The sequence below is a fragment of the Humibacter sp. RRB41 genome (assembly GCF_022761015.1).
Taxonomy (GTDB): Bacteria; Actinomycetota; Actinomycetes; order Actinomycetales; family Microbacteriaceae; genus Humibacter.
In genome coordinates this window covers 1-20,420 of sequence record NZ_JAKWJQ010000006.1, presented here as the reverse complement: position 1 = coordinate 20,420, position 20,420 = coordinate 1, and the positions used below count along the sequence as shown (strand labels likewise).

Sequence of the window (20,420 nt, the reverse complement as noted above, 5' to 3'; positions counted from 1 at the left end):
GATCGTTACGGTTCGGATGCGACTGCCAGCGGATGCTCGGCGAGGCATATACCCGATGGCCAGTCATGCTCTGGCGAGGAAGTCGCGCGACCTGTCGGTGAGGCGCGACGCGATCGCGGATGCCAGTGCCGGATGCCCCTCCAAGTGGGGGTCCGCGTCGAGCATGGCGCCGGCATCCGCTCGCGCCTGCTCGATGATCTCGCCGTCTCGTGCCACCCGCAGCAACCTCAACGACGAACGTCCGCCGGACTGGTTGCTGCCGAGAACATCGCCCTCGCGGCGAAGCTCGAGGTCTGCCTCGGCGAGTTCGAAACCGTCGAGGGTGGCGGCGACGGCATCGACGCGTTCACGCCCCGTCGTGCCGGGCTCCGCGGCGGTGACGAACAGGCACAGACCGGGAACGCCGCCGCGGCCGACCCTGCCGCGCAGCTGGTGCAGCTGCGAGACGCCGAACCGGTCGGCGTCGAGAACGATCATCGCTGAGGCGTTCGGCACGTCGACGCCCACCTCGATCACGGTTGTGGCGACGATCAGGTCGAGGGTTCCGGCGGCGAACGCGAGCATCACGGCGTCTTTGTCATCGGCGCTCATGCGCCCGTGCAGGGCTGCAGTGCGCGCGCCGGCCAGCCGGGGGTCGGATCGAACGGCGGCGAGGGTCTGTTCGACCGACGCGGCGGGAGTCGGCGGCCTCGCGGAATCCGCATCGTCATCGCCGCCTTCGAGCTCCTCCTCTTCGGCCTCCTTGGCACTGATCGCCGGGCACACCACGAACACCTGGTGTCCTGCGGCGATCTCCTCGGCCGCGCGCTCCCACACTCTCGATTCCCAACGCGGATGCTCGGCAAGCGGCACCACGAAGCTCTCGATGCGCTGCCGCCCGGCCGGCAGCTGGGCGATGGTCGACACGTCGAGGTCGCCGAACACCGTCATCGCCACCGTGCGCGGAATGGGTGTGGCAGTCAGCACCAGTTGGTGGGGCGGAGAAGACGCCTTGGCGCGCAGCGCATCGCGTTGCTCAACACCGAAGCGATGCTGCTCGTCCACGACCACGAGGCCGAGATCGAAGAACGACACGTTCTCGCCGAGCAGAGCGTGCGTGCCGACGACGATCTGCGCCTGCCCGCTGATCGCCCGGAGCATGGCCTTCCTGCGCTCGGATGCCGAGAGGCGCCCGGTGAGCAACGTCGGCATCAACTCCGCGGAGAGATCGGGTCCGAGCGCGGCGACGATCGACCTGAGGTGCTGCGAGGCGAGCACCTCTGTCGGAGCGAGGAACGCGGACTGCCCGCCGTTGTCGGCCACCTGCAGCATGGCGCGCAGCGCGACAACGGTCTTGCCACTGCCGACCTCGCCCTGCACGAGCCGGTTCATCGGAACGGGCTGCGCTAGGTCGTGGGCGATCTGCTCCCCCACCGCCTGCTGGTCATCGGTGAGCTGAAAGGGCAGCGCGGCGTCGAAGCGGGCGACGTATTTGCCGGGCACGGGCATCCGTGCCGTCGCCGCGGTCTCGCGCAGACGAGCGCGCTCCTGCAGCAGCGCAGCCTGCAGCACGAACGCCTCCTGAAAGCGCAGCGCGTCACGGGCCTTTCGCCAGTCCGCGTCGTCGGTTGGCGTGTGGATGCCCGTCAACGCGACCCGGAACTGCTCCAGCCCGTGCTCCGCCGCGACCTCTGCCGGCATCGGGTCGTCCACATCGCTCAGCTTCGGAAGCACCGTCTCGCGGATGACCTTCGCGATCTTCCAACTCGCCAAAGTGGACGTCGCCGGGTAGATCGGGATCGGCCTGATCTGCCACGCCTCGACGACGGACTCCGACGGGTCGTCGAAGAGCTCGTAGTCGGGGTGCGTGAGCTGGAGCGAGTTCTTGTACCTGTTGACCTTGCCTGCGAAGGTGCCGCGCCTGCCGGGAATCAGTTCATTGGCGCGCCAGGCCTGGTTGAAGAACGTGAGCGTCAGGATGCCGGTGCCGTCGGAGATCGTGGCCTCGACGATGGACCCGTGCCGCTGCCGCATGGCACGTTTGCTGCAGCTCTTCACCTCGGCGACGATGGTCACGTCTTCGCCGGCCGGCAGCTCGGCGAGCGCGGTGAGTTCTCCGCGATGGGCGTAGCGGCGCGGGTAATGCGCAAGCAGGTCGCCGACGGTCTCGTGGCCGAACGCACGGTGGAATAACGCGGCCTGCCGAGGCCCGATTCCGGCCTGAAGGGGGCTGGCAAGCGTCACAGGACCGGACGGCACGTCGTCGTGCTGCGACACGGAACGCTTCGTCGGTTCCGATCCCGTCTGCGCCATGCTCCCAGGCTAGGGGCACCTGCCGATGTCGTCGATCCGCTGACGACACGCCGACCATCTCGACAACGCACCGCGCTCGACGATTCGGCGTCCGCGCGACGGCGAATCGAGCTGGGCCGCGCTCCCGGCCTGCCGCGGCATGCCCGGCAGGGACGGGCATGCAAGATAGACACATGCGCATCGTCGCCGGCTTCGCAGGATCTCTCGGCCTGGCGGTGCCCAAGTCCGGCACCCGCCCCACCAGCGATCGCGTGCGAGAGGCGATGTTCTCGTCGCTCGAGGCGATGGATGCCTTGCACGGCATACACGTGCTCGATCTGTATGCCGGTTCGGGTGCGCTCGCACTCGAGGCGGTGAGCCGTGGCGCAGCATCCGCGGTACTCGTCGAGCAGAGCGCTCAGGCCGCGTCGGTGTGCCGGGCGAATGCCGCAGCTCTGATGAAGGCTGCTGCCAAGGCGGGCGGCGACATGCGGCCGGCGATCGACGTGCGCCAGAGCACCGTCGGCTCCTATCTTGCGCACCCTGGCACTCGATCGGTCGGCCTCGTCTTCATCGACCCGCCCTACGATGTCGACGAGCAGGAGCTTTCCCGGGTGCTCGCGGCGCTCGAGCTCTGGCTCGCGCACGATGCCGTCGTCGTCGTGGAACGCAGCGCACGATCTCCGGAGCCCGTATGGCCGGCGACGCTCGAGCCGTTCCGCTCGAAGCGGTACGGGGAGACGGCCGTGTGGTTCGCTCAGCCGGCCGCGCCGTCCCAGCCAGCGTAGGGATCCCAACCGGAGCGCCGGTCGTACGGATGCCCGTCGACGGTCACTCCCCCGGCCGTGCCGCGCTCTTCGACGCGGCCGATCACCATGAAAGGGGCGGGCGGTTCGACGCCGGGAGCGAAGCAGGCGAGCAGGGCGTGGTCTTCGCCGCCTGAAAGCGCGAGTGCGGGGTCCGCGCCGAGCTCGCCGGAGCGTAGGTCGATGAGTACACCCGACGCCTCTGCAATGCGTCCCGCGTCGAGCGCGAGGCCGTCGCTGACGTCGAGCATCGCGGTGGCGCCGCCCCGAGCAGCGGCGATTCCGGCCGCGATCGGAGGTGTCGGTCGCAGCTGCACCCTGACATCCGGGTTGCGGGCGGCGACGGCCGCTCCGCGCGCCCGATCGGGGACGCCGTCGTCGTCGACGCCGTCGGCGAAGAGAGCTGCCAGACCCGCCGCTGCTCTGCCGAGCGTGCCGGCCACGGCGACAACGTCTCCAGGGCTCGCACCGGAACGCAGCACCGGTTGCCTGCCCTCCAGGTCTCCGAACGCGGTCACGGCCACGGTGAAGACATCGGAGACGGAGAGGTCGCCACCGACCACACCGCACCCGAGCGCGAGTGCCTCACACCCCTCGCGCAGGCCGTCGGCGAACGCCTCCAGCGTGGTCACGGGCGTGTCGGCGGGTGCGGCAATCGCGACGACGAGCGCCGTGGGCTTCGCGCCCATGGCCGCAACGTCGGCGAGGTTCGTGGCAGCGGCCTTCCAGCCGACGTCGGTGGGACTCGACCAAGCCCATCGGAAGTCAGGTCCGGCGATCATCATGTCTGTCGTCACCACGTAACGACCGTCCGGTGCGGCCAAGACCGCTGCGTCGTCGCCCGGGCCGACGATGGCCGCCGCAGACGCCGGCAGCCGGGGGAAGATGCGCCGCAGGGTCGCGACCTCGCCGATCGAGGCGAGGGTTGCGACATCCGCGTGCTCACCGCGCCCAGATTCCGTCATGCCGCTCACGCTATCGTGACCACGATGCCCTTTCCTTCCGCCCGCCGCCTGCTTGCCGTCCTCGCCGCCTGCTCCGCCGTCATGTTGCTCGCCGCGTGCGCGCCTGCCGTCGCGCTCGATGCCGCGCCCGACGCGAACTCCCCCAAGTGCGCCGACATCACCGTGCACCTGCCGGACACTGTGGCCGGCAAAGCGAAGCGTGTGACGAACGCTCAGGCGACCGGGGCGTGGGGCGACCCGGCCGTGGTGCTGCTGCGATGCGGAGTCGCACCGATAGGCCCGACGACCAAGCCGTGCATCACGGTGAACGGCATCGACTGGGTGCTCGAGAACGATCCCGCCGCATCCGCCCTGCGCTACATCACCTTCGGCAGGACGCCCGCGACCGAGATCGTCATCCAGCACGGAAAGGGCGGCGTCACCGATGCTGCGGTGCTGCCCGATCTGGCCGACGCGATCGGCTCGATCCCGCAGCAGAAGAAGGAGAAGTGCCAGGACGCCGCCGACGTCACCTCTCCGACGACGACCCCGACATCCGTTCCATCGCCCACCACGACCCAGGTCGGCTAGCCGCGGCCGCGAGACCGCGAGCAGGCACCGAGACCGTGGGTGTCAACCACGGTCTCGCCGCTCCCGTGCGGTCTCGTCGACGGGTGTGCGCTGCAGCGCGAGCTCGATGAGCTCGTCGATCAGCTGCGGGTAGCTGAACCCGCTCGCCTGCCACACCTTGGGGAACATCGAGATCGGGGTGAACCCCGGCATGGTGTTCAGCTCGTTGACGACCCAGCCGTCCGCGGTCAAGAAGAAGTCGACGCGCGCGAGACCCGCGCAATCGATCGCCTCGAACGCCCGCACCGCGAGCGACTGCATCTCGGCGAGCTCCTCATCGGTCAGGTCGGCGGGGCACACGAGCTCGACGCCCGGCGCATCCAGATACTTCGCGTCGAAGTCGTAGAAACCGCCTTCGGTCACGAGAATCTCACCGGCGACGGATGCCCGTGCCCGCTCACCCGGCCGCGCGCCGAGCACGCCGATCTCCACTTCCCTGCCGGCGATGGCCGACTCGATGAGTGCCTTGCCGTCCTCGGCGAACGCGACGTCGAGCGCACCGGAGAGTCCCTCGGCCGACGTGATCTTGGTCACGCCGACGCTCGAACCCGCTCTGGCGGGCTTCACGAACAGCGGCGACCCGAGCCCGCGCAGGCTGTCTGCGACGACATCCTGCTCTCGCTCCCACTGTTCGCGCGTGACCGTCACCCAGGGCGCCACCTCGATGCCCGCCGCCTGCAGCACGGTCTTCGTGAAGTGCTTGTCCATGCCGAGTGCGCTGCCCAGCACGCCGGATCCCACGTACGGGATGCCCGTCAGCTCGAGCAGGCCCTGCACCGTGCCGTCTTCTCCCCACAGTCCGTGCAGGATCGGGAACACCACGTCGACCTCGCCGAGCGACGTGACGACGCCGTCTCGCTCCACCGTCAGTTCGCGCGAGCGCACCGACTCCGGCCAGCGCACCCTGCTGCCGTCGTCGCGCACCTCGGGCATCGAGTGCGGGTCCAGGGCGAACGCCGTCGGGTCGTCGCGCTCCAGCACGAACGCGCCGTCACGTGTGATGCCCACCGGGATCACGTCGTAGCGGTCGCGGTCAAGCGCCCCGAGAACCCCGCCCGCCGTGGCGCAGCTGATCGAATGCTCGCTCGAACGCCCGCCGAAAAGCAGCACGAGGACGCGCTTGTGAGTCATCCGAAGTCCTTTCACCACGGGGTGTGTCGTCCGTGGTCAGGTGGGGGGCCAGATCTTTCGGTTCGAGCGTACCGGCAAGCACTTGACCCACCTGCTCCACGATCGGCATCTCGACGCCCTTGGCCTTCGCCAACGCGAGGATCGGCGCCACGGATGCCAGCCCTTCCGCAGTCTGATTCATCTGTTTGACGACCTCGCCGAACGCATAACCCTGACCGAGCAGCCTGCCTGCGGTGTTGTTCCGCGAAAGCGGCGACTGGCACGTCGCGATCAGGTCGCCGAGACCCGCCAGACCGGCGAGGGTCTCTCGTTCCGCTCCGTGAGCGACGGCGAAGTCCGTCATCTCCACGAGCCCGCGGGTGATGATCGACGCCTTGGTGTTCTCGCCATAGCCGACGCCGTCGACGATGCCGATCGCGACCGCGATCAGGTTCTTCAGCACACCGCCGAATTCGGTGCCGATCACATCCGTGTTCACGAACGAGCGGAAGTAGGGATTGCGGGCCGCAAGGGCGACCTCGTGCGCCGTGTCCATGCTCGTCGAAGAGACAACGGCCGCCGTCGGCTGCCGCTGTGCGATCTCGAGCGCGAGGTTGGGACCGGATGCCACAGCGATGCGTTCCTGGTCGATCGACAGCACCTCGGCCATCACCTCGCTCATGCGCAGGCCGGTACCCTTTTCGACACCCTTCATGAGGCTCACGACCGGGATGTCCGCAGGCAGGATCGACTCGATGGCGATGAGGTTCTCGCGCAGGCTCTGGCTCGGCACCGACAGGAACAGCAGCTCCGCGTCGCGCAGCGAGGCGGCGAGATCGGGCGTCGCTGTAACGTTGCGAGGCAGGTTGATGCCGGGCAGGTACTGACTGTTGCGGCGCGCCTCGCGGATCTCGCGCGCCACCTCTGGACGCCTGGCCCACAGTGTCACGTCTGAGCCGCCGTCGGCGACCACCTTCGCGAACGTCGTCCCCCAGCTGCCGGCCCCGAGCACGGTGACGCGCCGCGCGGGCGGTGGTTTAGCCCTCAAAACGCCCCGTCTCGCTCTGCGCGTGGTCCGCCGGATCCCACAGCTTCTCCGGCGCCTTCTCGCCACGCAGCTTCTCGAGCTCGTGCGTGATCGCCTGCATGATCGTCTCGGTCGCCCCTGAGACGACGGTCGCGGTGCGCGGCTTGCCCAGATATTCGGAGAGGTCGACGGGCGTTCCGATCGAGAAGGTGATGGTCTTGCGAGGAAAGAGGCTGATCTTCTTCGAGTAACGCCCCATGATCTGCTGCGTTCCCCAGTGGGCCACCGGTATGACCGGGATGCCGTAGTCGAGCGCGAGCCTCGCCGCTCCCGTCTTGCCCCGCATCGGCCACAGGTCGGGGTCACGCGTCAGCGTGCCCTCCGGATACACGACAACGACGCTGCCGTTGTCGACGATGTGCTGCGCCTGGGCGATGGGGGCACCACGTCCGCCATGGCTGCGGCTGACCGGCACCTGGCCGGACTTCGTCAGGAACCAGCCGACCACAGGCACCTTGAACAGGCTCTCCTTGGTGAGGAAGTGCGGAGCTCGCCCGCGCCGCCAGATCATCGACCCGACGACGAGAGGGTCGATCTCGCTGTAGTGGTTCGGTGCGATGACGTATGCGCCCGTCAGCGGGAGGTTCTCACGGCCGTGCACCTTGAACTTCGCGATCGACCCGATCAACGGGACGACGATGCCGGCCATCGGCCAGAACACGCTGGGACGATGGGTCTCCTTACGCACCCGGCGAGATTTCGCCGGTACTGCGACCTGCGCCTCATCATTCTCGGGAACGAGACCAGCATCGGGCTCTTCAGGTGTTTTAGGCACCCGCCCATTATCCGTCATGCCCTGTGCCGGTCCGGGAATGGATGCCGCAGCCTGTCGCCGCAGTCACTCACTCCGGAGACCAACCAGTGGTGGTGACAAACGACGCACGCACCCAACACGACACGCTCCACAAGGCGGGGCTACGCCGCCGCCGTACGCCACGCTTCAAGCCGACAGCGGCGCGCCGGGCAGGGACCGGCGCGCAAGACGACGCAGCCCGGCGCGCAATAGGCTCAGCGAAGCACGAAGTCCGCGCCGAGCTGCTCCAGCTTGCCGATGAAGTTCTCGTAGCCGCGGCTGATGATGCCGACGTTGCTCACGGTGGACTCGCCCTTGGCGGTCAGTGCAGCGATGAGATGGCTGAAGCCGCCGCGCAGGTCGGGAACCTCGACATCTGCAGCGTGCAGTTCCGTCGGTCCCGCGATGACCGCCGAGTGGTCGAAGTTGCGCTGCCCGAAACGGCACGGATGCCCGCCGAGGCACTCCTTGTGAATCTCGATCGTCGCGCCCATCTCGACCAGCGCGTCGACGAAGCCGAACCGCTGCTCGTACACGGTCTCGTGCACGATGGAGATGCCCTTCGCCTTGGTGAGGGCGATCACGAGCGGCTGCTGCCAGTCCGTCATGAAGCCGGGGTGGACATCCGTCTCGATGACCACGGGCTTGAGGTCGCCGCCCGGGTGGTAGAAGCGGATGCCGTCGTCGTTGATGTCGAACGCACCGCCGACCTTGCGGAACACGTTGAGGAAGGTGAGCATCTCGGCCTGACGGGCGCCGCCGACGAAGATGTCGCCCTCGGTCGCCAGAGCAGCAGCAGCCCAGCTGGCTGCCTCGTTGCGGTCGAACAGCGCCGTGTGGCTGTACCCGCTGAGGCGGGAGACGCCCTCGATGCGGATCACGCGGTCGGTGTCGACCGTGATGATCGAGCCCATCTTCTGCAGGATGTTGATGAGATCCATGATCTCCGGCTCGATCGCCGCTCCACGCAGTTCGGTGATGCCCTCGGCCTTCGTGGCCGTGAGAAGCACCTGCTCCGTGGCGCCGACGCTCGGGTAGGGCAACTCCACCTTGGCGCCGTGCAGGCCGTTCGGCGCTGTCATGCGGATGCCGCTCGGCAGCTTCTCGACGACCGCGCCGAACCGGCGAAGCACCTCGAGGTGGAAGTCGATCGGGCGGTCGCCGATGCGGCATCCGCCGAGGTCGGGGATGAACGCCTCGCCCAGCGCGTGCAGCAACGGCCCGCAGAACAGGATCGGGATGCGGCTCGATCCGGCGTGCGCGTCGATGTCGGCCATGTGGGCACTCTCGACATTGCTCGGGTCGAGCAGCAGCACGCCTTCTTCTGGACCGTCCGTGACCTTGACTCCGTGGATCTCCAGGAGGCCACGCACGACACGCACGTCGCTGATGTCGGGCACGTCACGCAGCTCACTCGGACCGTCACCGAGAATCGCCGCGACCATCGCCTTGGTGACGAGGTTCTTGGCTCCCTTCAACTGGATGCGCCCCTTGAGAGGCCTTCCACCGTTGATGGTGATCTTTTCGGCTGTCATTCCGACTCTCGCACCAGCGGCCTGCGCGTCCTGAAGAAGTGAGTTCACTAGATTTTCACCGGCAATGTCTTGGGCCGCCACGAGGAGCGACGGGCTTCGAATTCTGTGATCTGCGCTTCGTTACGCAACGTGAGGCCGATGTCATCCAGCCCCTCGAGCAATCGCCACCTAGTGTAATCGTCGATGTCGAATCCGACGGTCAGCCCGCCGATGCTCGCGTTTCGCTCAACCAGATCTACCGTCGCCTCTATTCCCGGATTCGCGTCGATCGCGGCCCAGAGCCTCTCGACGTCCTCTTCGCTGATCGTGCCGGTCAGCAAGCCCTGCTTGCCGGAGTTGCCTCGGAAGATGTCGCCGAACCTGGGGCTCAGCACGGCTGTGAAGCCGTAGTCGCGCAAGGCCCACACGGCGTGTTCACGAGACGACCCCGTGCCGAAATCGGGGCCGGCGATGAGGATCTTGCCCGCCCGGAACGGCTCCTGGTTCAGCACGAAATCAGGATCCTGTCGCCACGCATAGAACAGGGCGTCGTCGAAGCCCGTCTTCGTGACGCGCTTCAAGAACACGGCAGGGATGATCTGGTCGGTGTCGACGTTCGAGCGCTTCAGCGGAACGGCGACGCCGGTCAGTGTCGAGATCTTCTCCATGCTTCACGCACCTGCCTTCACGTCGTCACGGGCATCCGTTTTCTCGAGGTCCCACGGACTCGAAAGCGTGCCGCGGATGGCGGTTGCCGCCGCGACCACCGGCGAGACCAGATGAGTGCGACCGCCCTTGCCCTGGCGGCCCTCGAAGTTGCGGTTGCTCGTCGAGGCGCATCGCTCCCCCGGCGCCAACTGGTCGGGGTTCATGCCGAGGCACATCGAGCATCCGGCGAAGCGCCACTCGGCTCCGAACTCCTCGAACACCTTGTCGAGGCCTTCTGCTTCGGCCTCGATGCGCACCCTGGCGGAGCCCGGAACGACCATCACGCGAACCCCGTCGGCCTTCGTGTGTCCCTTGATCACGGAGGCGAACGCCCGCAGGTCTTCGATGCGCGAGTTGGTGCACGAGCCCATGAAGACGGCGTCGACATGCACGTCCTTCAGCGGTGTTCCCGCCTGCAGATCCATGTACTCCAGCGCACGCTGGGCCGAAGCACGATCGTTGGGATCGGCGAAGTCCTCGGGAGTCGGAACGACGTCGCTCAGCGACACACCTTGCCCGGGGTTGGTACCCCAGGTCACGAATGGCTCGAGCTCGTTCGCGTCGATGAAGACCTCGGCGTCGAACACCGCGTCATCGTCGGTCACCAGCGTCTTCCAGTAGGCGACGGCCTCATCCCAGTCGTCACCAGCCGGCGCGTGAGGACGCCCCTTCAGGTAGGCGAAGGTCGTCTCGTCCGGGGCCACCATGCCGGCGCGGGCTCCCGCCTCGATCGACATGTTGCAGATCGTCATGCGGCCCTCCATGGACAGCGCGCGGATGGCACTGCCGCGGTACTCGAGCACATAGCCCTGCCCGCCGCCTGTGCCGATCTTCGCGATGACGGACAGGATGATGTCCTTCGCCGTGACTCCGGGGCGCAATTCGCCCTCGACCGTGATGGCCATCGTCTTGAACGGCTTCAACGGCAGGGTCTGCGTGGCCAGCACGTGCTCGACCTCGCTGGTGCCGATGCCGAGCGCCATGGCGCCGAACGCACCGTGCGTCGACGTGTGCGAGTCGCCGCAGACCACGGTGATGCCCGGCATGGTCAGGCCGAGCTGGGGCCCGACGACGTGCACGATGCCCTGCTCGAGATCGCCGAGGGAGTGCAGGCGGATGCCGAACTCCTGCGCGTTCTTGCGCAGCGTCTCGATCTGCGTGCGACTCGTCAGGTCGGCGATCGGCTTGTCGATGCCGATGGTCGGGGTGTTGTGGTCCTCGGTCGCGATGGTCAGATCGGGCCGGCGCACCGGACGGCCTGCCACGCGCAGACCGTCGAACGCCTGAGGACTGGTGACCTCGTGAACCAGGTGCAGGTCGATGTAGATCAGGTCGGGCGTGCCGTTCTCGCCCTTGACGACCAGGTGATCGTCCCACACCTTCTCGGCGAGAGTACGCGGACGGCGGTCGCCGGTCGTCGTCTCGTCGGTGCGCACGGCATCGGATGCTGTGGTCATGCTGTCGAATTCTCCTTGCGTGTGTTCGGGTGAAATACCCGTTTGTTCAGCCACGAAAGAACTCCGCGACGAGGGAGGCCAAGAGAACTAGGACTCGTCGCGGCTGCTAAGGAGGAGGAAGACGACCAACACCCGTTCAGAGTACCACCGTGGGATACCACTTTCGTGAATCCATCCGCTGCACCGAAGTCCCCCGGATGCGCCTGCCGCTCCACGCGGGTGGCGCCTGTCACCCCTGAGCGACCTGAAGGCGGAAACTCCCGAGCAGCACGGTGACTCCGGCAGCCACCGGCGAGGGCGCCCCCGCGGTCAGCGCGGTCGCCGCTCCCGACGAATCGACGACGCTGACCCCGTTGGTGGAGTGCAGGTCTGTGATCCGCACGCCGTCGTCGGCTGCCTCGATGACGGCGTGCGTCTTCGAGACGCTCCTGGCCGGATCATCGACGGGCAGCAGCTCAGCGTCGTTCCACGGGTCGAACCGCACTGGATTGCGGCCGACCAGCAGCGCTCCGTTCACCGGCACGCGGGCACCCGTGGGAAGCACTACCAGCCAGGTACGCGATAAGGATGTCGGTGCCGAAGCCTGACTCGTCCCTGGCGGGTTGAAGACGGGCAGCGACGTGCGTGGTGGCATCCGCTCGGTGCGGTTCCCGGTGTCTTCACGCGGCGGTATCAGGCCTGGAGGCGGCGTGATGAAACCCGGCGTGTCCACCCGAGTCACTATACCGATGAGGTGGAACGCCGCCTGGCGAAGCGGTACGAGGCGATACGGCGGCGGAGCCACCCCGCGGAGTTCGAGACGGATTGCACCACCGCGTCGACCCTGTCCCACACGTTGGCACTGCGCTCTGCCCCCACGACCGTGCCATCGAACACCGCGGCATCCGCGTCTGCTGCCAAGCCGTGCAGTGCCTCCGCTTCGAGCGGAATTCCCTGCTGACCCGACTGCGTCGTCAGTGCCGAAGCCGTCTGACTGCGGGTCGCTACCGGCGGCACCCGAAAACCGAGTTCGCCGAATCTGTCGACCAGCTCGTCCCAGGCACCGGCGGCTTGTCGGTCGCCGGGACCCCTGGCTCTTCGTTTGCGCCGTCTGGACTTGCGGAGCGTCACGATCAGCATCGGCACGAAGATCGCGAGCAGCACGACGAGTACTCCCCCGCCCACGTAGTAAGCCCACGTCGGCAGCACGAACGCGTGCTTGTCGGTCGGCAGCTTGCTGTCCTTGGTCTTCACAGGCGTGAGCAGGTCGTCGGCCTTCGGCGGCGTGTTCGGGGGCTGCCGCACCTGCGGCTGCGGCTGAAGCTTGGGCTTGACCGTCTGGTCTTTCGGGGCATCCGTCTTCGTCGGGGTCGGAAAGAACGGCACCCAGCCGACGCCCTGGAACGCGACCTCGTCCCACGCGGTGATGTCGTCACCGGTGTACGTCACGGTGCCCTTGCCGTCGGTGTGTCCCTTGAAACCCATCACGACGCGAACCGGGTAGCCGAGGTGGCGAGCCATCAGGGCGAACGCCGACGTGTACTGCTCCTGATCGCCGACCATGGGGGTCTTCTGCAGCAGATCGCTCATGCGATCGGCACCCTCCCCTGCCCTCGACGGCACCGGGTCGGAGGCGCGACCGTGACTCAGGTATCCGAGCTTCTTCAGCGATCGTTCGATGTTGCGGAGCTTCTGGATGGCGCTGGCGGAGCCGCCTGCGTACTGCTCGGCCTTCGTGGCGACCACGTCGGGCACGTTCGTGACGCTCGGCATGGCGATCGATGCGACCGGCACGTTCTTCAGCGCTTTGTCGTTCGGGATCTTCTGCGCTGTGGCGTTGATCGTGTAACTGAGACCGCGAGAGACGCCACTCGTCACGGCGGTGGTTCCCGTCGTCGTGTTCACGCGCACGGTCGTCGTCGGATCGGTGTCGCCAGGGTGCGAGTCGAACGTCAGCTTGTCGACGTAGCCGAGGTTGGGCATCCAGACGTTGTCGTATCCGAGGATCGTGAACTTCGTCGTCGTCGTCGCGCCGGCGGTGAACAGCGACGGCGCTGGGATGCTGCTGCCGAGCAGCTCGAAGCTGCCTGAGCCGTTGGTCTGCTCGCCGGGACCGGTGACGCTCCAGACGACGCCGTCGTACGCATCCATCGTCGCCAGGCGCACGAGCGTGCCGCTGGGCAGGTTGGTCGCGGTGAAGAGCTTCGTCTTCTGCAGGTCGTTCGTGTATTTGCGGAACCCGGCCAGCGGCGCCGGGTACTCCAGCGGGTCGAACGGAGGCTGCACGGCATCGCGCACGACGAGACGCGATGAGGATGACGGTGCCGTGACGATTCCCGCCGCGCCGCCGATCACCACGGCGACGAGCACGACGACGGCCGAGCCGGCGATGGCCTTGCGGGTCAAGCCGGGGTCGGCTGCGATCGATCGCTTCGAAAGCCGGATGCGCCACCCCAGCCAGCAGAGCGCGATGGCCGCGAACAGCACGCCGCGCATGCCCGCATAGAAAGGATCGCGCGTGCCGAGCAGGATGGCTGCGAGGAAGACGAGCACCGGTCCTGCAAGGATCAGCGCGGCGCGCAACGTGGCCCGCTTGCTTCCTGCCGGCCAGCGCAGGGCGATCGAGACGCAGACGAGCGACACCAACAGCGTCGTCGCGTACGGGACGACGGCGATGTACGGAGGCGCCTCGAGCGGGGCGCGCAGGGTGACGGCATCCGACCATCCGAACACGGAGCCGGTGGCCAGATCGAGCAGCGACGTCGGGGTCGGCACGATTCCCGCGATGCCTTCGGCAGGCAGTGCAAGGGCGGTGCCGAACACGAAGTAGGCGCCGACTGCGATGAGAGAGGTGATCAGGACGGAAAGGCGCAGCAGCACACCGACGACCGCGACAGCGGCGCCGACGACGAGGCCTCCGATTCCAGCGACCAGGTATCCGAGAGGACCGAACGCCGGAGCGAACCCGAGCACACCGATGAGCGTGAGCACGGCGAAGACGACGACGTCGGTCCAGACGGATGCCGTGATCGCCGACACGCGCACCGCGCGCGTGGTCGCGGTGGCCGCCGCGGTCATCGTCCAGCCCTTTGCAGTAGGGGTGAGAGCTCTGTGAGCTTCGTCACCGTCGCCACGATCGCGTTGCCCGCCTTGCGTAGACCGGGCTCGCCGCCGACTGCGGCGCGCACGGCGATGACAGGAGTGTCGCTCGGATAGAGCGACGAAAGTGCGTGGAGGTCGCGGTTGCTTGCAGTGCTTCCGACCACCGCGATCACGAGGCTGGGCGCATCGAGCCGCATGCCGACAGTGCGGGCGAAGTCACGCAGGGTCGAGTACCGGCTGTCCACCTGCTCGATGCGGCACGTGTCGTCGAGAAGGGTCATCGGGGTGCGTGCGCGGAGCGTCGCCCCTTCCCAGATGACGTCGACCTCCGACTCCTCGGTGATCACTTCGACGCCGATCGACGCGAGGGCAGACACCGCGAGCTCGAACTCCTCGGCGGACGCATACAACCGTCTCTCCGCGCTCATCAACAAGAGCAGTTGAGAGCGGCGGGTCTCCTGATACTGACGCACCATCAACTGACCGGTGCGGGCCGAGCTGCGCCAGTGCACGTTGCGGATGTCGTCGCCCGGCTCGTACGAACGCAGCGCGTGGAACGCGAGGTCGCTGTCGGTGATCGCCTTCGTCGTCTGCCCTTCGAGATCGCGCACGAGCCCGCGAGCGGTCGCCGCGATCCTGGTGATCTTCGGATGCACGAAGAGCTCGACCTGGTCCGTCCACTTCGTGGTGCGACGCAGAAGGCCGAGCTGATCGCCGCGAACGCTGATCGCAGGCCCTGCGACGATCAGAGCACGGCGCTCGGTCGGGATCGTGAAGAGGTTCTCCTCGTCGGCACCCGCGGCAAGGCGCGGCACGATGAACTCGGCGAGTCCCTCGCCGACGGGCAGTTCCATGCGCGTCGGCAGCACCGGGCGCTGACCCGAGTTCGTGACGGCCATGCTGCCCATCGCCCGGTCGCCCGCGGTGACCCGGCGAGGATTGAGTTCGATGGTGACCCGGTAGGTGGCGCGACCGAAGAGATAGGCGCACGCGACGAGCATCCCGGCCAGCAGGGTGAAGCCGATGAACCCGAACTCGGCCCAGCCGAGCACGAAGGCAAGAAGAAGCGACGCGACGGCCGCGAGCAGCACGATCCATCCGACGCCTGTGACGACACGACCAGCCCGCATTGCAACGGCGATGGGTTTCGCGAAGACGCGCTCCAGTGCGTTGCCGAGGCTCGTCAGACCCGCGCCGACGGCGCGCGCGAGCTGTCGCAAGGCGAAGGTCGCCTGCGATCGGGGCTGCTGCTCGGCCGTGGTCATCGGATCAGGCCGCCCGGTACACCGGAGGGTTCACGGTGGCAACGGCGCGGTCCACGATGTCTTCGGCGCGCACGCCGGAGAACTCGGCCTCAGGATCGACGATCACGCGGTGCGCGAGCACCGGCACGGCAAGCTCGCGCACGTCGTCGGGTGTGACGTAGGTGCGTCCGTCCGCGATGGCCCACGTCTTGGCCGCTCGCGCAAGGGCGAGCGCTCCGCGGATGCTGACGCCGAGCGAGGCATCCTTGTCGTTTCGAGTCGCGCTGACGAGCTCACTCAGATAGCCCATGACGGCGCCGTCGGTGTGCACGTCGGCCGCCAACTGAGACATGGTCGTGACGGAGTCCGAGGCGATGATCGCCGAGACGGATGCCGCACGCGCGCGGTTCGACGAATCCATCAGAAGTCGCACCGTGGTGTCGTGATCCGGGTAGCCGAGCGACGTCTTGATCAAAAAGCGGTCGAGCTGCGCCTCGGGCAGCGAATACGTTCCCGCCTGCTCGATCGGGTTCTGCGTTGCGATGACCATGAACGGGGTCCCCACCGGATGGCTCACGCCGTCGACCGTGACAATGCCCTCCTCCATCACTTCGAGCAGGGCCGACTGGGTCTTGGGCGATGCGCGGTTGATCTCGTCGGCGAGCACGACCGAGGCGAAGATCGGGCCGGGGTGGAACTCGAAGCGCCCGTTCGACTGGTCGTAGATCGTCACGCCGGTGACGTCGGAGGGAAGCAGATCAGGCGTGAACTGGATGCGCGACTGCGTGCCCTGAATCGTGTTCGCCAAAGCCTTGGCGAGCACCGTCTTGCCCGTACCCGGCACGTCCTCGAGCAGCACGTGGCCGCCGGAGAGCATGGCCGCGACGACCAGCTTGATGGCGTGCTCCTTGCCGAGGATCGCCTGGTCGACGTTGCCCACCAGCTGCCCGAAGGCTGTGGCGAACCACGTTGCCTGCTCCTGTGTTACTGCCATGGTTGGTTCCCCTTCGGTCTGAGTTCGTCGTCAGTCGTGCTCATTGCCGGCCGCGCATCACGGGCCTACGCCGGTCGTCGGCAGGGCATTCCAACCGGCCCCTGAAATGGACACGCTGAACGACTTGGCGCCGCCTCCGACGGCCTGGAACTCTACCGTCACCGTCGAGCCGGCGCCCGGATTACCCAGGCATCCATGAGTCGACACCGATCCGGACCCGCTCAATGTGACGGTGATGAAGTCGCTTCCGATCTGGCCGTTGCCCGCCGGGCTGTTGGACAGGGACGGCACGAGTTTGTAGCTGCCGTTCGGGACGTCTTGGTAGCTGGCAGCCACGAAGTTCCAACCTGTGCTGCACGTGCCCCACCCCGACGGCGGGTGCACACCCTTGACGACCGAGCCCGACGGGTTCGCTGGCGGCGGGTCCGCGATCGAGCCGCTGGCCGACGCGGAATCGCCCTGTTTGCCACTGTGGTCGTTCGTCGCATACACGGTGAACGAGTATGTGCCGGCCCCGACCGCCTTCGTCGTCACGGAGGTACCGGTCGTCGTACCCGATCCTCCGCCGCTGAATGACCAGTGGTACGTGACGCTGCCGCCCCCGGTATCGCCGACGGCGTTCCAATTCAAGTTGAACGTTCCTGGCGCGGTGCCGTTGGCACTCATGCTCGCTTTGGTCACCGCGCTCGGCGTGCCGTACGGGGTCACTGCGCTGGACGGATCCGACCACTCACCCCAGCCGTCGGCGTTGTAGGCCCTGGCCTGGAACGTGTACGACGTGCCGTTGGTGAGGTTCTTGATCGTGTTGGACCCCACCTGTGCAGAGACCGGATCACCCTGATTCGCACGAATCTGGTACTGCGTCACCGGCATGCCGTTCGCCGTCGCCGCGGCGAGCGACATCGTCGCCTGAGCATCGCTTGCGCTGACACTGGACGGTGGTGACATCTTCGACGGAACGTCGTGGATGACGACCTGGTACTGGCCGATCGTCGCCTTGGTGCGCGAGGGATCCTTGGTGGCATCCTGCACCGTGAACTGGATGTTCACCGTGCCGATGGCGGCTCCGGTTCCGACGCTCACCGAGATGGACGTGTCCGTGAACGTGACGTCGACCCCGGTCGGCGAGCTGACGGCCTTGGCCGTGGTGATCGTGAGGCCGTGCCCTGGGAACGGGTTCACCCAGGTGTCGTCGCTTGTCGCCCCGGTCCAGGTGTACGACTGGCCGCGTTGGATCTCCTTCGTGAACGGCGGGTCCTTCTGCTGGGCGAGCGGCCGCGTCGAGCTCACGACCTTCACGTTCACCGTCCCTGTGACGGAGGTCGTCGGCGAGTTCACCTTGAACGTGATCGCGGATGTCGTTCCAGGCTGCACGCCGAAGGGTGCGGAGATCGACAGCGTCGAGCCGCTCGGCGTCGCCACGACCCCGTTGGACGCGCCGGAGAAGTCGGAGTACGTCAGCTTGTTCAGGATCTGCGGGTTCGGGTGATAGCTCGAAGCGCGCAGATCGACCGTCGTCGCGCTTTCGCCGGCTTCGATGGTCACGTTGGGAGGGGTGAAGGTGGGCGGAACATCCGACTGATCCGGATTGCCGACGGTGATGGGAAGAACAAGGGACGTGACGCGATCCCTGCCGGCGCCGGGCTCTCGACCGTCGTTCACCTCGAACGTGATCTCGGCAGGACCGCGATAATCCTTCTCCGCCGTGAAGGTCAACGTCTGATCGTCCACGAATGCGGAGGACGTCGAGTGCGACACGGCGACCCCTGCAGCCCCGGTGATCTTGACCGGCCTGCCCGACGGCACGGCGATGATGTCGGACAGCTTCCACGACTTTGTCGCGTTCATCGACACGATCTGTTGCGGGACCTTCACGTGAGGCGGTGCAGTGCCGTCCGACGCCGGTGGCACAACGATGAATGCCTCACCCTTCAGCCCGGTCGCGGGGTCCGTGAGCGAGTAGGCCACGGCCATCCGCTCGTGTCCAGGCGTCACAGTGACGGAACCGTTCTGCCCGACGGTCGCGGACTTCGCGTTCGGCCCGTTGAGTCCCACCTGGAGCTTGTTCACGAGATCCGACGGATTCACCGCACCCTCGTACACGTTGACCTTGAGGCTCTTCTTGCCGGCCGCCTTGTCGGACTCGACCACCTGATCGACGGCGGTCGGGTAGACGGGCTTGGCGTCGTCGGTGACGATGACTTGCACGTAGGCGCTGTCCTGCCCGCCTTGCCCGTTCGTGATCGTGTAGCGCGCGACGTAGACGCCCTGCTTCGCGGGCGCCTGAACAAGCACGATTTGCCCGTGCACCGATGCCTTGAGCGCGGAGTCGACATCGGACAGCTTCTTCTTGACCGAGATCGTGTACCCGTTCGGGTCCGAATCGTTGTTCAGAACGGGAACGGATGCCGTCCTGCCCGGCTTCACCTGCACGGTGTCGTTGACTGCGACAGGAGGCTGCAGGCTGCTCGGCCGTGGGACGACAGCGATCCGCACCGTTCCGGTCGCCGTCTTGCCGTACGTGTCCATCACTCGGTAGGTGAAGACGTCGGTGCCGCCCGATGCCGGATAGGCCTGATACGTGAACGACGTCGAACCGGAACTGACGATCCGTCCGAGCGTCGGTTGGCTGACGATGCCGTCGAGGGTCACGGAATCGCCATCCGGGTCGATGCCGCTGACGGGAACGGTGATCGGGATGCTCGATCCCGCGAAAGTGCGCGCGGTCAGCTCAGTGGGGATGGGGGCCCTGTCTTTGCCGTCCTTGCCTTTCACCTGGAACGTCACGGTGGCGATGGCGTTCTGACCCCATTTGTCGCTGATGCTGTACGAGACCGAATACTGACCGGCCTTCTCGGGCGCCTGATATCGCACGGTGCTGCCGCTCACGAACGCCGTCGCGCCAGCACCCTGATTCGATGTGTCGTGAAGTTTGGGATCGATCGTGAACGGCTCGTTGTCCGGCGAATAGTCGTTGTCGAGCACTTTCACGGTGGCGATGTCGCCGATGCGAACCGTCGCTTCGTCGTCGAGCGCCACGGGCGGCTGGTGCACCACGAGCGGCGGGATCGGCACGACGGTGATCGTCGACGTCGCCTGCTTGACGCCGTCGGAGACCACGTAGTTGAGCTGCACCTGCTGCGGGAGCACGTTCGGCGACGTGACCTTCACCACCTGGTTGTCCAGCAGTTCGACGTTCAGGTCGGAGGAGGCATCCGCCTTCGTGACCGAGCGAACTGCAAGCACCTTTCCGGACGGTGAGCTGTCGTTGGCCAGCGGATTCACGGTCGTCGTCTCGCCGGGGCGCACGTACGCGTCGTCGGCGACGGCAATCGGCCCGGAACCATCGTTGCCCTGTACGACGTCGACCCGGATGAGTCCCGTGGTCGTCTTCGCCCCCGCGCCGAGCGTGTACTTGAGGTAGTACTCGCCGACCGCGCTCGCGGTGACCGTGACCGTGCCCTTCTGAGCATCGGTGGCAACCTGCGGCTCGGACGGCCCAGTGTCGAAGTTGGCGCCGACGAGATTCAACTCATCACCGGACGGCGACAGGTCGTTCGTCAGAGGGTTGATCGTGATCGCCTGACCCGTCACCCCTGAGGCGAAGTCCGGCGTCGCGACGGGAGCCAGGGATCCCTGGGCCTTCACCGTCACCATCAGCGAACCGGATGCGCTGGCGTGCCCGTCCGAGACCGTATAACGCACCTCTTTGACACCGGTCTGCCCGTTCTTGCTGACGAACGTGATCGTGCCATCCGGTTGAAACTGCACCTGATCATCC

15 protein-coding genes are annotated in these 20,420 nt (G+C 66.9%); 2 read left to right on the top strand and 13 right to left on the bottom strand.

The genetic code is table 11. The features are described 5' to 3' along the window. Window positions 1–63: 63 nt before the first annotated feature. Window positions 64–2,292: an ATP-dependent DNA helicase RecG gene (locus MJ603_RS15135; protein ID WP_243064584.1), complete on the bottom strand. Its 2,229-nt coding sequence runs from the start codon at window positions 2,290–2,292 to the stop codon at window positions 64–66. A gap of 173 nt (window positions 2,293–2,465) precedes the next feature. Here MJ603_RS15135 and rsmD point away from each other — a divergent pair, with 173 nt between their 5' ends. Then, on the top strand, window positions 2,466–3,059 hold the full coding sequence (gene rsmD / locus MJ603_RS15130; protein ID WP_243064583.1) for a 16S rRNA (guanine(966)-N(2))-methyltransferase RsmD: 594 nt from the start codon (window positions 2,466–2,468) through the stop codon (window positions 3,057–3,059). Here the strand turns inward: rsmD and MJ603_RS15125 are convergent. Continuing rightward, window positions 3,029–4,042: a thiamine-phosphate kinase gene (locus tag MJ603_RS15125; RefSeq protein WP_243064582.1), complete on the bottom strand. Its 1,014-nt coding sequence runs from the start codon at window positions 4,040–4,042 to the stop codon at window positions 3,029–3,031. The genes rsmD and MJ603_RS15125 overlap by 31 nt on opposite strands. 24 nt (window positions 4,043–4,066) lie before the next feature. On the opposite strand from MJ603_RS15125, the gene MJ603_RS15120 reads away from it, so the two are divergent. Beyond that, window positions 4,067–4,612, top strand: coding sequence for a DUF3515 family protein (locus MJ603_RS15120; protein ID WP_243064581.1), 546 nt, complete (start codon window positions 4,067–4,069; stop codon window positions 4,610–4,612). Window positions 4,613–4,654: 42 nt separating this feature from the next. On the opposite strand, the gene MJ603_RS15115 is transcribed toward MJ603_RS15120, so the two are convergent. The 11 genes from MJ603_RS15115 to MJ603_RS15065 all read right to left on the bottom strand — a co-directional run. Next, window positions 4,655–5,782: a D-alanine--D-alanine ligase family protein gene (locus MJ603_RS15115; RefSeq protein WP_243064580.1), complete on the bottom strand. Its 1,128-nt coding sequence runs from the start codon at window positions 5,780–5,782 to the stop codon at window positions 4,655–4,657. Beyond that, a complete protein-coding gene (locus MJ603_RS15110; protein WP_243064579.1) occupies window positions 5,685–6,809 on the bottom strand; it encodes an NAD(P)H-dependent glycerol-3-phosphate dehydrogenase in 1,125 nt (374 codons plus the stop codon). The genes MJ603_RS15115 and MJ603_RS15110 overlap by 98 nt, the downstream gene beginning before the upstream one ends. Further along, window positions 6,799–7,623, bottom strand: a complete 825-nt coding sequence (locus MJ603_RS15105) for a 1-acyl-sn-glycerol-3-phosphate acyltransferase (protein ID WP_243064578.1) — start codon at window positions 7,621–7,623, stop codon at window positions 6,799–6,801. The genes MJ603_RS15110 and MJ603_RS15105 overlap by 11 nt, the downstream gene beginning before the upstream one ends. A 233-nt stretch (window positions 7,624–7,856) precedes the next feature. Beyond that, window positions 7,857–9,176, bottom strand: coding sequence for a UDP-N-acetylglucosamine 1-carboxyvinyltransferase (gene murA, locus MJ603_RS15100; protein ID WP_243064577.1), 1,320 nt, complete (start codon window positions 9,174–9,176; stop codon window positions 7,857–7,859). Between the two features lie 47 nt (window positions 9,177–9,223). Next, window positions 9,224–9,823: a 3-isopropylmalate dehydratase small subunit gene (leuD, locus tag MJ603_RS15095; protein ID WP_243064576.1), complete on the bottom strand. Its 600-nt coding sequence runs from the start codon at window positions 9,821–9,823 to the stop codon at window positions 9,224–9,226. Between the two features lie 3 nt (window positions 9,824–9,826). Beyond that, window positions 9,827–11,320 carry a 3-isopropylmalate dehydratase large subunit gene (gene leuC, locus MJ603_RS15090; RefSeq protein WP_243064575.1) on the bottom strand — a complete coding sequence of 498 codons (1,494 nt, stop codon included), beginning with the start codon at window positions 11,318–11,320 and terminating at the stop codon, window positions 9,827–9,829. A 229-nt stretch (window positions 11,321–11,549) separates the two neighbouring features. Further along, on the bottom strand, window positions 11,550–12,032 hold the full coding sequence (locus tag MJ603_RS15085; protein ID WP_243064574.1) for an FHA domain-containing protein: 483 nt from the start codon (window positions 12,030–12,032) through the stop codon (window positions 11,550–11,552). A gap of 8 nt (window positions 12,033–12,040) precedes the next feature. Beyond that, window positions 12,041–14,377 (bottom strand): transglutaminase family protein, encoded by a 2,337-nt coding sequence (locus MJ603_RS15080; RefSeq protein WP_243064573.1) that lies wholly within the window; start codon window positions 14,375–14,377, stop codon window positions 12,041–12,043. After that, window positions 14,374–15,666 carry a DUF58 domain-containing protein gene (locus MJ603_RS15075; protein ID WP_243064572.1) on the bottom strand — a complete coding sequence of 431 codons (1,293 nt, stop codon included), beginning with the start codon at window positions 15,664–15,666 and terminating at the stop codon, window positions 14,374–14,376. Before MJ603_RS15075 ends, MJ603_RS15080 begins: the two co-directional genes overlap by 4 nt. 4 nt (window positions 15,667–15,670) lie before the next feature. Then, window positions 15,671–16,639, bottom strand: a complete 969-nt coding sequence (locus tag MJ603_RS15070) for a MoxR family ATPase (protein WP_243064571.1) — start codon at window positions 16,637–16,639, stop codon at window positions 15,671–15,673. Window positions 16,640–16,696: 57 nt separating this feature from the next. Continuing rightward, the coding region (locus MJ603_RS15065) for an Ig-like domain-containing protein (RefSeq protein WP_243064570.1) at window positions 16,697–20,420 on the bottom strand (3,724 nt) is incomplete at its 5' end.

Coding starts and splice junctions, on each gene's coding strand:
- MJ603_RS15135 (WP_243064584.1), bottom strand. CDS start 2,292: ATGGCGCAGACGGGATCGGAACCGACGAAGCGTTCCGTGTCGCAGCAC.
- rsmD (WP_243064583.1), top strand. CDS start 2,466: ATGCGCATCGTCGCCGGCTTCGCAGGATCTCTCGGCCTGGCGGTGCCC.
- MJ603_RS15125 (WP_243064582.1), bottom strand. CDS start 4,042: ATGACGGAATCTGGGCGCGGTGAGCACGCGGATGTCGCAACCCTCGCC.
- MJ603_RS15120 (WP_243064581.1), top strand. CDS start 4,067: ATGCCCTTTCCTTCCGCCCGCCGCCTGCTTGCCGTCCTCGCCGCCTGC.
- MJ603_RS15115 (WP_243064580.1), bottom strand. CDS start 5,782: ATGACTCACAAGCGCGTCCTCGTGCTGCTTTTCGGCGGGCGTTCGAGC.
- murA (WP_243064577.1), bottom strand. CDS start 9,176: ATGACAGCCGAAAAGATCACCATCAACGGTGGAAGGCCTCTCAAGGGG.
- leuD (WP_243064576.1), bottom strand. CDS start 9,823: ATGGAGAAGATCTCGACACTGACCGGCGTCGCCGTTCCGCTGAAGCGC.
- leuC (WP_243064575.1), bottom strand. CDS start 11,320: ATGACCACAGCATCCGATGCCGTGCGCACCGACGAGACGACGACCGGC.
- MJ603_RS15080 (WP_243064573.1), bottom strand. CDS start 14,377: ATGACCGCGGCGGCCACCGCGACCACGCGCGCGGTGCGCGTGTCGGCG.
- MJ603_RS15075 (WP_243064572.1), bottom strand. CDS start 15,666: ATGACCACGGCCGAGCAGCAGCCCCGATCGCAGGCGACCTTCGCCTTG.
- MJ603_RS15070 (WP_243064571.1), bottom strand. CDS start 16,639: ATGGCAGTAACACAGGAGCAGGCAACGTGGTTCGCCACAGCCTTCGGG.